The sequence below is a fragment of the Leclercia sp. LSNIH3 genome (genome assembly GCF_002935105.1).
Taxonomy (GTDB): domain Bacteria; phylum Pseudomonadota; class Gammaproteobacteria; order Enterobacterales; family Enterobacteriaceae; genus Enterobacter; species Enterobacter adecarboxylatus.
In genome coordinates, this window is record NZ_CP026387.1 from 1056298 (window position 1) to 1069692 (window position 13395).

Consider the following 13395-nt stretch of genomic DNA (forward strand, 5'->3'; position numbering starts at 1 on the left):
TTGTGTTTGCAAGTGTGCGTTATGCACTGATTTTTATATTATTTGCTTCAAATTCTGTACGCAGGCGACGGGCAAAGGCCAGCGCGTGTTCCCCGTCACCGTGGATGCACACCGTCTGCGCGTGCACGGTTGCCCATTCACCGGTAATACTTTTCACCCGTCCGTGCTGGAGCATCTCCAGGGTTTGCGCCAGGGCCTGATCTTCATCGGCAATCAGCGCTCCGGCCTGGGTGCGCGGCACCAGGCTGCCGTCAGCCTGATAACCCCGATCGGCAAAAACCTCCTCGCGTGTAATCAGGCCAAAGCGCGTCCCCGCCCGGATCAGCTCGCTGCCCGCCAGCCCCACCAGAATTAAATCCGGGTCGATGGTAACGGTAGCACGGGCAATGGCATCGGCCAGCTCACGATCTTTTGCCGCCTGGTTATAGAGCATGCCGTGCGGTTTCACATGACGCAGCTGCCCCCCTTCGGCGCGAACAATCGCCGCCAGGGCGCCAATCTGGTACAGCATTTGCGCGTAGACCGTATCCGGCGGCAGGGTCATGGCCGTGCGGCCAAAGTTTTCCCGGTCCGGGAAGCTGGGGTGCGCCCCAATGGCCACGCCGTTTGTCAGCGCCTCACGCACGCAGGCCAACATGGTCCGGGCATCACCGGCGTGAAAGCCGCAGGCAATGTTCGCAGACGATACCAGCTTTAACAGCGCAGCATCGCTGCCGCAGCCTTCGCCTAAATCAGCATTTAAATCAACCGCGATCATGTAACCTCCACGCCAGTTGTTCGATGTATTGCTTCTGGATCCGCCGCGCCTCGAGCGCCTCTTCCAGCGTACAGGGGACAAAGTGGATCGGCTGCCCAAGTGGGGCCTGTGCCAGGTGGTACATATCGGCCTCAATGATGCAGGCGATCCGTGGATACCCCCCGGTGGTCTGCGCATCGTTCATCAGCACGATCGGCTGCCCGTTGTGCGGCACCTGAATGACACCCGGCAGCAGACCGTGCGACAGCATTTCACGCTCGGTAGTGCGCACCAGCTTCTGCCCCTGCAGGCGATACCCCATACGGTTACTTTGCGGGCTGAGCTGCCAAGGCAGGCGCCAGAGCGCATCCTGCGAGGCCTTATCAAACTCGTGATACTCCGGCCCCGGCAAGACGCGCACGCGGTTATCCCACAGCAGTTGTTTTACCCCCTGGGCTTCGATGAACGCCCGCGCGCCAGGCCGAACGGCCAGGCGATCGCCATCTTTCAGCAGGCGTCCCTCGTGACCACCCAGCCCCACTTTCAGGTCGGTGCTGAGGGAGTTCATGACCGATGGCACGTCGATACCGCCCGCAATCGCCAGATAGCTGCGCATGCCGCGGCGGGGACGATTCAGGGTGAGCTGTTGCCCGGCTTTCACCGGCAGACGCCAGCCGGTCCAGACCGCTGCGCCGTCAAGGTGGGCGTCGCAGCCCGCCCCGGTCAGGGCGAACCAGCCGTCTTGCTCAAATTCGAAAGTACACTGCCCGAGGGTGATCTCCAGCGCAGCATCGTCCGGGTCATTCCCCACCAGCAGATTGCCGATCTGTAATGCCGGTTTATCCAGCGCGCCACAGTAGCTGATCCCTGACTGGCGAAAACCGATACGTCCGCCATCCTGCACCGAGGTATATAACCCTGCGCGAATAATTTTTAGCATACCCCCTCCTTCTGCGGGATAAACCGCACGGTATCGCCCGGTCGCAACAGCACCGGCTCGTCACGATGGGGATCAAACAGCGGCAGCGGAGTGTGCCCAATCAGCTGCCAGCCGCCAGGGGTGGCTAACGGATAAATGCCGGTTTGCGCCCCGCCAATCCCCACCGAGCCAGCCGGAACCAGCAGCCGGGGCTCATCCCGACGCGGCGTCGCCAGCTGCTCGGGCAACCCGCCCAAATAAGGAAAGCCCGGCTGAAAACCTAAAAACCAGACCACATAATCAACGGAGGCGTGAAGCTCCACGACCTGTTTCTCGGTCAGCCCGGCGTGCCGGGCCACCTCGCCCAGATCGGGGCCTGCTGCGGTGCCATAGACGACGGGAATGTCGATATTGCGGGACTCAGGCTCCAGCGCCTCGCTCTCCTCCCACCAGCGCTGCAGACGCTCAATCGCATCCAGCGCCAGCGAGTGAGGATTGCGCAACACCACGGTGATGTTATTCATCCCCGGAATGGCTTCCACCACTTCGGGGATCTCCCCCAGCCGCTGGGTCAGGCGCCAGATCCGTTTTTGCGTCGCCAGCGTGACCGGCGGCTCCAGTTCCAGCACTACGGCGGTTTCGCCTAACAGATAACAACGTGCTCGCTGCACTTATACACCTCTCATCAGGCTGGATTAGGGATATCCACAAAAGTGACATCCAGGTCAGTCGTTTCCGTCAGCCATTCGCTGAGGGCACGGATGCCGCCGCGTTCCGTGGCATGGTGTCCCGCGGCATAAAAATGCAGCCCCTGCTCCCGGGCAGAGTGAATGGTTTGCTCCGACACTTCGCCGGTAATAAAGGCATCGACGCCAAAGCGCGCCGCGCTGTCAATAAAGCTCTGCCCGCCGCCGGTACACCAGGCGACGCGCTGGACGTTGTCCGGCCCGGTGTCGCCGCTCCACAGTGGGCGACGCCCCAGACGGGCTTCAATCCAGGAGGCCAGTTCCAGGCCCGGTACCGGCATGGATAGCTCGCCCCAGGGCACCAGCGGCTCGATTTCGCCCATGACGGTAATGCCGAGCAGCGCCGCCAGCTGGGCGTTGTTCCCCAGTTGCGGGTGAGCGTCCAGCGGCAGATGCCAGCCGTAGAGGTTGATGTCGTTTTCCAGCAGCGTTTTCAGGCGATTGCGCTTCATACCGCGGATCACCGGGGATTCGCCCTTCCAGAAATAGCCGTGGTGGACAATTACCGCATCGGCTTTCTGGCGCACTGCTTCATCGATCAGCGCCTGGCTTGCGGTCACCCCGGTTACAATCTTCTGCACCTGCTCACGCCCTTCTACCTGCAGGCCGTTCGGCGCATAGTCACTAAAGCTGCTGCTGTTCAGCTTGTCGTTAATCAGTTTTTCCAGTTCACTGTTTTTCATTGTTGCTCCCTTACGCTTTTCGGGCGGCTTCATACGCTGCCAGCGTGGCTACGCGCGCCTGTTTATGATCGACAACCGGGCGCGGATAATCGAGGGTGATCCCCTGCTTGTCTGCCCAGGTCCAGGGGTCATGGATGGCCTTGTCCGGCACGGAGGCCAGCTCCGGCAGCCAGCGGCGGATAAACACGCCGTCGGAATCGAACTTCTGCCCCTGGGTTGTCGGGTTAAAAATACGAAAATAAGGGGCCGCGTCGGTGCCGGTTGACGCCGCCCACTGCCAGCCGCCGTTGTTGGCGGCCAGGTCGCCATCAATCAACTGCGAAATAAAGTAACGTTCCCCGGCTCGCCAGTCGATCAGCAGATCTTTCACCAGAAAACTGGCGGTAATCATACGCAGGCGGTTATGCATCCAGCCTGTTTCATTCATCTGGCGCATGGCGGCATCGACGATGGGGTAGCCGGTCTGTCCATATTGCCAGGCCCGCAACTGAGTCTCGTCTGCCTGCCACTGGACGTTATCCGTCCAACGTATGAAGGGTTGATATTTACACAAATCAGGGTGATACGTCATCAGGTGGCGATAAAACTCTCGCCAGATCAGTTCACTTAGCCATACCGAGCCCGGGCCGCCTTCCAGCGCCTGGGGTTGCTCGGCGAGCAATCTGTGCAGGCACTGGCGGGGGGAAAGCACCCCCAGTGTCAGACAGGCGGAGAGACGGCTGGTGCCTTCGATAGCCGGGAAATCGCGCTGTGTCTCGTAGTCGCCCGCGCTCTGCTGGCAGAACTGGCGCAGCCGGGCAATCGCCTCTTTCTCGCTCGCCGGAAACAGGTCTGCATCGAACGCCTGCTGCGGGTAGTCGAACTCCAGCGTCTCCAGCGTAACTTTTTCGCCCTCGCGCCCGGCAGGTGCCGCCGCACACTCGGGTAGCCCCTCTTTCAGTCGCCGCAGCCAGGCGTTTTTGAAGGGCGTAAACACTTTGTACATCTCGTGATTGCCGGTCATGACGCTGCCGGGAGGCAGGATAACGCTGTCATCAAATCCCTGACACGTTACGTCCTCCAGCGCGCGCTCCAGCTGGCGATCGCGCTGTTGCTCGTTCAGTTCGTACTGGTAGTTATAAAAAAGTTGGGTGACGTCATGCTCGGCGCAAATCTGCGCCACTTTCTCTGCTTGTGCCGCAAAATCATCGACCTGAGCGTACAGCAGCGGAATGCCTTTATCGGCCAGCTGCTGCTGTAAGCCGTTGAGATGGGCGTGAAGAAACGCGGCCTGGCGCGGTGCCATCGCGTGCTGCTGCCACTGTTGCGGCGTAGCGATGAAAAGCGCCAGCACGCGGGCATTTTTGTTGCGACAGGCGGCGGCAAGCGCCAGGTTGTCGTGGATGCGCAGATCGGCGCGAAACCAGACCAGATGGGTGGCCATAACACTCCAGTGATTATCGTCTGTAACATCTACAAGTCACCGAGGATACTTCGCTTTAACAAGTGTAGCCATATTGGAATAAAAAAGGCCGCCCTGATGGCGGCCTTAACGCTACTTGTCCTGCATGTACGCGGTAAGGGCAACGGATACGACAGACTCGTCACTTCTTACCACGAATACGCTGGTAACAATGAACGCAATACAAAGATAGCGTTTCATTATGCGGTCCCTGCATATAAACCGCTCCACCGTTCACCACCGGTGATAATCCGGCAGACACAAGCTCTGGAAGATCCTGAGTTACGGTTGTGAATGCACCTTTCCTGGGACCGATGCCCATGTGCCTGATGGCGGAAAGGGACGACACATCATAGTAACATCCTGGCTCATAGGCAGACCGCCACAGGCCTTTCCGAATTCATTTAGATTGCTTACATTTCCCCTGAGAGCGGTTAAGGATAAGATAGTCTTCTCTGGAAGAGCCTGATAGCTCCACCCAACGGACCGCGAATCCCGAGGGATAAAAAAACCGCCACATTGCTGTGGCGGTTTTTTGTTGGTGCAAGTGCTGTGTGTAGTCTTTCTTAATGCTTAATAAAAATCACAAATGGCTTTTTCGGCCTGGTCCATCCACACCGGTTTATCGCTGGTTTTAGCCCAGACACGATGCAGATAGCTATAAAAACGAGAACGCTCTTTCCAGAAAAGCATCACTGGTAACGCCAGAACACCCGCTAAAACAGCGAAAGTGCGGCGAATAAAAACGATATGTGCCGGATACGCTTTGTAAGATTCCATCATTTTCTCCCCTTTTTCTGGCCGGAAACCCTCTCCGGAAAATTGAAATTGCTTAACTGAGGAAAATAATAACGCTTTGGTTGTAATTTTACTACTCATCCGACCACTTTTTTGGTGAATAAGAAGGTACTTTACAATTCGCACCGTAATTAAGTTACATAAAAGTTAAATTTATACTAACCATTAGTTAAATTAGGGTCTTATCCCTCTTTATACTTTTTTTACACCTCCCCCTCCGATTTTTGCGAAATCTTTGCGCCCGAAATTTTAGCCTTTGCACCAAGACTAATGTCACCCGGAGGTGAATTGTGAGTGCAGGTGTAATTGCGGGCATCGTGCTGGTGTTCCTGTTACTGGGGTATCTGATTTATGCCCTGTTGAACGCGGAGGCATTCTGATGGCCGCACAAGGATTTCTGCTTATTGCCGGCTTTCTGCTGGTGCTCCTGGTGCTCGCCCGCCCGCTGGGGATGTGGCTGGCGCGGATGATCAACGGCCTGCCGTTGCCGGGGGTGCAAGCCCTTGACGCCGGGTTACTGCGAATGCTCGGGATCCGCACCGGCGAGATGGACTGGCGTCACTATCTGCTGGCGATCCTGTTGCTGAATGGGGTGGGCCTGGCGGTGCTGTTCGCCATGCTGATGCTACAGGGTTATCTGCCGCTTAATCCTCAGCAGCTTCCGGGCCTCTCCTGGCATCTGGCGCTGAACACTGCGGTCAGCTTTGTCAGTAATACCAACTGGCAGTCCTATGCCGGAGAGACCACCCTGAGCTATTTCAGCCAGATGGCGGGCCTGACGGTACAAAATTTCCTCTCGGCCGCCAGCGGCATTGCGGTGATTTTTGCCCTCATCCGCGCCTTTGCTCGCCAGAATGTCACCACACTCGGCAACGCCTGGGTCGACCTGACCCGCATCACCCTGTGGGTGTTGCTGCCGCTGTCGCTGATCATCGCCTTGCTGTTTATCCAGCAGGGGGTGTTGCAAAACCTGCTGCCTTATCAGCCCTTCACCTCGCTGGAGGGGGCAAAGCAGCTGCTGCCGATGGGGCCGGTGGCCTCGCAGGAGGCGATAAAAATACTTGGCACCAACGGGGGCGGCTTCTTCAATGCGAACTCTGCCCATCCGTTTGAGAACCCCACGGCACTGACGAACGCCGTGCAGATGCTCGCGATCTTCCTGATCCCCGCCGCGCTGTGCTTTGCCTTTGGCGAGGCGGTCAGCGAGCGTCGCCAGGGGCACGCGATCCTCTGGACCATGTCCATCATCTTTGCGATCTGCGCAGCGCTGGTGATGTGGGCGGAATGGCAAGGCAACAGCCACTTCATGCTGCTGGGGGCAGACAGCAACAGCAATATGGAGGGCAAAGAGAGCCGCTTTGGCATTCTTGCCAGCAGCCTGTACGCCGTGGTCACGACTGCGGCCTCCTGCGGGGCGGTTAACGCCATGCACGACTCTTTCACCGCGTTGGGCGGGATGATCCCGCTGTGGCTGATGCAGATTGGTGAAGTGGTGTTTGGCGGCGTCGGATCGGGTCTGTACGGCATGCTGCTGTTCGTGCTGCTGGCAGTGTTTATCGCCGGGTTGATGATTGGCCGCACCCCGGAATACCTGGGTAAGAAAATCGACGTGCGGGAGATGAAGCTGACCGCGCTGGCGATCCTCGTCACCCCGGCGCTGGTGCTGCTTGGCACCGCGCTGGCGCTGATGACCGACGCCGGACGCAGCGGCATTTTCAACCCCGGCATCCACGGGTTCAGCGAGGTGCTGTACGCGGTGTCGTCGGCGTCCAACAACAACGGCAGCGCTTTCGCGGGCCTGAGCGCCAACTCGCCATTCTGGAACTGCCTGCTGGCGTTCTGCATGTTAGTGGGTCGCTTTGGGGTGATTATACCGGTTATGGCTATCGCCGGATCGCTGGTGAATAAGACTCGCCAGCCCGCCTCTGGCGGCACGCTCCCGACCCACGGCGCGCTGTTTGTTGGCCTGCTGATCGGCACCATCCTGCTGGTGGGCGCCCTCACCTTTATTCCCGCCCTCGCCTTAGGCCCGGTCGCGGAACATCTCTCTTTACGCTGATTTTGCGGAGTATTGGTCATGAGTCGTAAGCAACTGGCCCTGCTCGAACCCTCGCTGGTTCGTCAGGCGCTGATGGATGCGGTTAAAAAAGTCGACCCGCGCGTGCAGTGGCGCAATCCGGTAATGTTTATTGTCTGGCTGGGCAGCCTGCTGACCACCCTGTTGGCCCTGGCCATGGCGGGCGGATTACTGGCAGGCAGTGCCACCTTTACCGCAGCGATCAGCCTGTGGCTGTGGTTCACCGTGCTGTTTGCCAACGTCGCCGAAGCCCTGGCAGAAGGACGCAGCAAAGCGCAGGCTAACAGCCTCAAAGGGGTACAGAAAACGGCTTTCGCCCGCAAGCTGCGCGAAGCCCGGTACGGTGCCGCAACGGACAAGGTTCCGGCGGATACGCTGCGCAAAGGCGACATCGTGCTGGTAGAGGCCGGAGACATTATCCCCTGCGACGGGGAGGTGATCGAAGGGGGTGCCTCGGTGGATGAGAGCGCCATCACCGGCGAATCCGCGCCGGTGATCCGTGAGTCCGGCGGCGACTTTGCCTCGGTCACCGGCGGGACGCGCATTCTTTCAGACTGGCTGGTGATCCAGTGCAGTGTTAACCCCGGTGAGACCTTCCTCGACAGGATGATCGCCATGGTGGAAGGCGCGCAGCGGCGCAAAACCCCGAACGAAATTGCCCTGACCATTCTGCTGGTGGCGCTGACCATTGTCTTCCTGCTGGCGACTGCCACCCTGTGGCCCTTCTCGTCATATGGCGGCACGGCGGTAAGCGTCACCGTGCTGGTTGCCCTGCTGGTCTGTCTGATCCCAACCACCATCGGCGGCCTGCTGTCGGCCATCGGCGTGGCGGGCATGAGCCGGATGCTGGCGGCCAACGTCATTGCCACCAGCGGCCGGGCGGTGGAGGCGGCCGGTGATGTCGACGTGCTGCTGCTGGACAAAACCGGCACCATCACCCTGGGCAATCGTCAGGCATCCGAGTTTCTGCCTGCCCCAGGCGTGGATGAGAAAACACTGGCCGATGCTGCCCAACTGGCCTCACTGGCGGATGAAACCCCGGAAGGCCGCAGCATCGTGATCCTCGCCAAACAGCGCTTTAATCTGCGCCAGCGCGACGTACAGAGCCTGCATGCCACCTTTGTGCCCTTTACGGCACAAACACGGATGAGCGGAATTAACTTCCAGGATCGGTTGATTCGCAAAGGCTCGGTGGATGCCATTCGCCGTCACATTACCGCCAACAACGGCCACTTCCCGCCGCAGGTCGATACCCTGGTGGAAAACGTCGCCCGTCAGGGGGCCACGCCGCTGGTGGTCGCGGAAGGCTCGACTGTGCTGGGGGTGATCGCCCTGAAAGACATCGTTAAAGGCGGTATCAAGGAGCGTTTTGCCCAGCTGCGTAAAATGGGCATTAAAACGGTGATGATCACCGGCGATAACCGTCTGACCGCCGCGGCCATTGCCGCAGAAGCAGGCGTGGATGATTTTCTCTCCGAGGCCACGCCAGAGGCCAAACTGGCGTTGATCCGGCAGTATCAGGCCGAAGGACGGCTGGTGGCGATGACCGGGGATGGCACCAACGACGCCCCGGCGCTCGCCCAGGCAGATGTGGCGGTGGCGATGAACTCCGGTACCCAGGCGGCAAAAGAGGCGGGCAACATGGTCGACCTTGACTCCAACCCGACCAAGCTGATTGAGGTGGTGCATATCGGCAAACAGATGCTGATGACCCGCGGCTCCCTGACCACTTTCAGTATCGCCAACGACGTGGCGAAATATTTCGCCATCATCCCGGCGGCATTTGCGGCGACCTATCCGCAGCTAAACGCCCTGAACGTGATGCATCTGCACTCCCCCGCCTCGGCAATCCTGAGCGCGGTGATCTTTAACGCGCTGATCATTGTCTTTCTGATCCCGCTGGCGCTCAAGGGGGTGAGCTACAAGCCGCTCACCGCCGCCGCCATGCTGCGCCGCAATCTGTGGATTTACGGTCTGGGTGGGCTGGTGGTGCCTTTTATCGGCATTAAAGCCATTGACCTGGTGCTTACGCTGTTCGGGCTGGTTTAAGAGGAAAATCAAATGGCTATGTTACGTCCCGCTATACTGTTGTTTATTCTGCTGGCCCTGGTCACCGGCGGCGTCTACCCGTTGGTTACCACCGCCCTGGGTCAGTGGTGGTTTGCCGACCAGGCCAACGGATCCCTTATCCGTCAGGAGGGGGAGATCCGCGGCTCACGTCTGATTGGACAAGACTTTACCGCGCCGGGATACTTTCACGGTCGTCCTTCTGCCACGGCAGAAAGCCCGTATAATCCGCTGGCCTCAGGCGGCAGTAACCTGGCAGGCAGCAATCCTGAACTGGATAATGCCGTTCGCGCCCGCATAGCGGCATTACGCGTCGCCAACCCGCAGGCCAGCCAGGCGGTGCCGGTGGAGCTGGTGACCGCCTCCGGTAGCGGGCTAGACTACAGTCTGACGCCGCAGGCCGTCGCCTGGCAGATCCCCCGCGTGGCACAGGCGCGTCAGCTCACGCCTGTGCAGCTCAGCCAGCTGGTGGCCGAACATACGCAAAAACCGCTGTTCAGCGCGATGGGCGGCACGGTGGTCAACATTGTTGAATTGAATCTGGCGCTGGACGCACTAAGGAAAAACTAAATGATCGACGAGCCTCAGCGCCCGGACCCGGACAAACTGCTGGAGCAGGCTGCCACCCCCCATCGCGGCAAGCTGAAAATCTTTTTCGGCGCCTGCGCGGGGGTCGGCAAGACCTTCGCCATGCTCAGTGAAGCGCAGCGTCTGCGCGCCCAGGGGCTTGATATTTTGATCGGCGTGGCGGAGACCCACGGTCGCCAGGAGACCGCCGCCCTGCTGGCCGGGCTGGCGACCCAGCCTTCCCGGCGTATTCATCATCGTGGTCGTCTGGTGACGGAATTCGATCTGGACGCCGCCCTCGCCCGCCGTCCGGCATTGATCCTGATGGACGAGCTGGCGCACAGCAACGCCCCCGGCTCGCGTCACCCCAAACGCTGGCAGGACGTTGAAGAGCTGCTGGAAGCGGGCATTGATGTCTTTACCACCGTCAACGTGCAGCATCTGGAAAGCCTGAATGATGTAGTCAGCGGCGTCACTGGCATCCAGGTGCGGGAGACGGTCCCGGATCCCTTCTTCGACGCAGCAGATGAAGTGGTGCTGGTGGATCTGCCCCCGGACGATCTGCGCCAGCGCTTGCACGAAGGTAAGGTTTACATCGCCGGGCAGGCCGAGCGGGCAATCGAGCACTTCTTCCGTAAAGGCAATTTGATCGCCCTGCGCGAGCTGGCCCTGCGCCGTACCGCCGACCGGGTGGACGATCAGATGCGGGCCTGGCGTGACCGTCAGGGCGAGGAGAAGGTGTGGCATACCCGCGACGCCATCCTGCTCTGCATCGGGCACGGCAGCGGCAACGAGAAGCTGGTGCGCACCGCCGCGCGTCTGGCGGCGAAGTTCGGCAGCGTCTGGCACGCTGTCTACGTCGAGACGCCGCAACTGCACCGTCTGCCGGAGAACCAGCGCCGCGCCATTCTCAGCGCCCTGCGTCTGGCGCAGGAGCTGGGGGCCGAAACCGCCACCCTGGCCGAACAGGCAGAAGATAAAGCCATCCTGCGCTACGCCCGGGAGCATAACCTGGGCAAGATTGTCATCGGCAGGCGTTCTCATCGCCGGTGGTTTAACCGGGACACCTTTGCCGACAGGCTGGCGCAGCGTGCTCCCGACCTCGACCTGTTGATCGTCGCCCTTGACGACAAGCCCGCCGCCCTGCCCGCAAAAACGCCCGATAACCGGGCGTTTACCGAAAAATGGCGCATCCAGCTGCGCGGTTGCCTGGTGGCGGTATTGCTGTGCGCCCTGATCACCTTTATCGCCAATCAGTGGCTACCCGACTTTGATGCCGCCAACCTGGTGATGATCTACCTGCTTGGGGTGGTGATCGTGGCGCTGTTTTATGGCCGCTGGCCCTCGGTCCTGGCGACGGTAATCAACGTGGTCAGCTTCGATCTCTTTTTCATCGCCCCACGCGGTACCCTGGCGGTATCGGATGTGCAGTACGTGCTGACCTTCGCCGTGATGCTGGCGGTGGGCTTGCTGATTGGTAACCTGACGGCGGGGGTGCGCTATCAGGCGCGGATCGCCCGCTACCGCGAGCAGCGCACCCGCCATCTGTATGAAATGTCGAAGGCGCTGGCGGTGGGCCGCACGCCGCAGGATATCGCCCACACCAGCCAGCAGTTTATTCACTCGACCTTTCACGCCCGCAGCCTGATCCTGAGCCCGGATCGCGAGGGCGCGCTGCGTCCGATGACCCCGGTCTCGGGAATGACGCCCTGGGATGAGGCCATTGCCCGCTGGAGCTTTGACAAGGGCCAGCCCGCCGGGGCAGGCACCGACACCCTGCCCGGCGTGCCCTATCTTATCCTGCCGCTCCAGCATCAGGGGGTGGCGATCGTTGAGCCGTCTAACCTGCGCCAGCTGATGATCCCCGAGCAGCAGCGCCTGCTGGAGACCTTCACCCTGCTGGTCGCCAATGCCCTTGAGCGGCTGGCCCTGACCGCCAGTGAAGAGCAGGCGCGGTTAGCCAGTGAGCGGGAGAGCATTCGCAATTCGCTGCTGGCGGCACTCTCCCATGACCTGCGCACGCCGCTGACGGTGCTGTTCGGCCAGTCGGAAATTTTGACCCTCGACCTGGCGGCAGAAGGCTCCCGCCATGCCCCGCAGGCCAGTGAGATTCGCCAGCACGTGCTGAATACCACCCGGCTGGTGAATAACCTGCTGGACATGGCGCGGATCCAGTCCGGCGGTTTTAACCTGAAAAAAGAGTGGCTGACGCTGGAAGAGGTGATCGGCAGTGCCTTAAAAACGCTGGAGCCGGGACTGGGTGGGCGACATATCGCGCTCGATATGCCCGATCCGCTGGCGTTAATCCACGTGGATGGTCCTCTGTTCGAGCGGGTGCTGATTAACCTGCTGGAGAACGCTGGCAAATACGCGGGCCGCAAAGCGCAGATCGGCATCCATGCCAGCGTCACCCCGGAACAGCTCCAGCTGGAAGTGTGGGATACTGGCCCCGGCATCCCGGCGGGTCAGGAACAGGCTATCTTTGATAAGTTCGCCCGGGGTAATAAAGAGTCGGCCATTCCCGGCGTCGGGCTGGGGCTGGCCATCTGCCAGGCGATTGTTGAGGTACACGGCGGCACCATCACGGCCCATAACCGCCCTGAAGGGGGGGCCAGATTCTGTGTTACACTGCCGCGCGATACGCCACCCGAACTGAATGAATTGCCAGAGGATTTGTGATTAACGTCCTGATTGTTGAAGATGAACTCGCTATCAGCCGTTTTCTGCGCGCCGCGCTGGAAGGTGAAGGGCTGCGCGTACACGATGCCGGGACGTTGCAGCGGGGCCTGATTGAAGCCGCGACCCGCAAACCGGATCTGGTGATCCTCGATCTGGGCCTGCCCGACGGCGACGGCCTCGACTTTATCCGGGAAGTGCGCCAGTGGAGCCAGATGCCCATCATTGTGCTCTCGGCGCGTCTGGAAGAGACCGACAAAATCGCCGCGCTCGATGCCGGTGCCGACGATTATCTCAGCAAGCCGTTTGGCATTGGCGAACTGCAGGCGCGGCTGCGCGTTGCCCTGCGTCGCCACGCAACCACCTCTCCTGTCGACCCGGTGTACACCTTCTCTGATATTCGCGTCGATCTGGCGTCACGACGCATTCAGCGGGGAGAGGCAGAAATCCATCTGACCCCTATCGAGTTCCGCCTGCTGGCGGTCCTGCTCAACAATCATGGCAAAGTGCTCACCCAGCGCCAGCTGTTAAGCCAGGTCTGGGGGCCGAATGCGGTGGAGCATAGTCACTATCTGCGCATCTATATGGGCCACCTTCGGCAGAAGCTCGAAGTGGATCCCGCGCGCCCGCGCCACCTGTTAACCGAAACCGGCATTGGCTATCGGTTTATGCTTTGAGAGAAAGC

12 protein-coding genes are annotated in these 13395 nt (G+C 60.3%); 6 read left to right on the forward strand and 6 right to left on the reverse strand.

Going from position 1 to position 13395, the window contains the following annotated elements; genetic code table 11:
* Positions 1–19: 19 nt before the first annotated feature.
* The 6 genes from pxpA to C3F35_RS05175 form a co-directional block, all read right to left on the reverse strand.
* Positions 20–754, reverse strand: coding sequence for a 5-oxoprolinase subunit PxpA (gene pxpA / locus C3F35_RS05150; protein ID WP_103792025.1), 735 nt, complete (start codon positions 752–754; stop codon positions 20–22).
* A complete protein-coding gene (pxpC, locus tag C3F35_RS05155) occupies positions 744–1676 on the reverse strand; it encodes a 5-oxoprolinase subunit PxpC (protein WP_103791915.1) in 933 nt (310 codons plus the stop codon). The genes pxpA and pxpC overlap by 11 nt, the downstream gene beginning before the upstream one ends.
* Positions 1670–2326, reverse strand: coding sequence for a 5-oxoprolinase subunit PxpB (gene pxpB / locus C3F35_RS05160; protein ID WP_032617070.1), 657 nt, complete (start codon positions 2324–2326; stop codon positions 1670–1672). Before pxpB ends, pxpC begins: the two co-directional genes overlap by 7 nt.
* 14 nt (positions 2327–2340) lie before the next feature.
* Positions 2341–3084: a type 2 GTP cyclohydrolase I gene (locus C3F35_RS05165; RefSeq protein ID WP_077227898.1), complete on the reverse strand. Its 744-nt coding sequence runs from the start codon at positions 3082–3084 to the stop codon at positions 2341–2343.
* A 10-nt stretch (positions 3085–3094) separates the two neighbouring features.
* Positions 3095–4507, reverse strand: a complete 1413-nt coding sequence (phrB, locus tag C3F35_RS05170) for a deoxyribodipyrimidine photo-lyase (RefSeq protein ID WP_103791914.1) — start codon at positions 4505–4507, stop codon at positions 3095–3097.
* 591 nt (positions 4508–5098) lie between these two features.
* Positions 5099–5305, reverse strand: a complete 207-nt coding sequence (locus C3F35_RS05175; RefSeq protein WP_032617134.1) for a YbfA family protein — start codon at positions 5303–5305, stop codon at positions 5099–5101.
* A gap of 308 nt (positions 5306–5613) precedes the next feature.
* Between C3F35_RS05175 and kdpF the strand changes: the two genes are divergently transcribed.
* The 6 genes from kdpF to kdpE are packed head-to-tail and all read left to right on the forward strand — an operon-like array spanning position 5614 to position 13387.
* Positions 5614–5703, forward strand: a complete 90-nt coding sequence (kdpF, locus tag C3F35_RS05180; RefSeq protein WP_071886481.1) for a K(+)-transporting ATPase subunit F — start codon at positions 5614–5616, stop codon at positions 5701–5703.
* Positions 5703–7382 (forward strand): potassium-transporting ATPase subunit KdpA, encoded by a 1680-nt coding sequence (gene kdpA, locus C3F35_RS05185; RefSeq protein ID WP_103791913.1) that lies wholly within the window; start codon positions 5703–5705, stop codon positions 7380–7382. Before kdpF ends, kdpA begins: the two co-directional genes overlap by 1 nt.
* An 18-nt stretch (positions 7383–7400) precedes the next feature.
* Positions 7401–9449 carry a potassium-transporting ATPase subunit KdpB gene (kdpB, locus tag C3F35_RS05190; protein WP_059308505.1) on the forward strand — a complete coding sequence of 683 codons (2049 nt, stop codon included), beginning with the start codon at positions 7401–7403 and terminating at the stop codon, positions 9447–9449.
* A gap of 12 nt (positions 9450–9461) precedes the next feature.
* A complete protein-coding gene (gene kdpC / locus C3F35_RS05195; protein ID WP_103791912.1) occupies positions 9462–10037 on the forward strand; it encodes a potassium-transporting ATPase subunit KdpC in 576 nt (191 codons plus the stop codon).
* A complete protein-coding gene (gene kdpD, locus C3F35_RS05200; protein ID WP_103791911.1) occupies positions 10038–12713 on the forward strand; it encodes a two-component system sensor histidine kinase KdpD in 2676 nt (891 codons plus the stop codon). It begins immediately after the preceding gene.
* The gene (kdpE, locus tag C3F35_RS05205) at positions 12710–13387 is read left to right on the forward strand and encodes a two-component system response regulator KdpE (protein WP_032617062.1); all 678 of its coding nucleotides are present in this window, start codon (positions 12710–12712) and stop codon (positions 13385–13387) included. Before kdpD ends, kdpE begins: the two co-directional genes overlap by 4 nt.
* Positions 13388–13395: the final 8 nt, after the last annotated feature.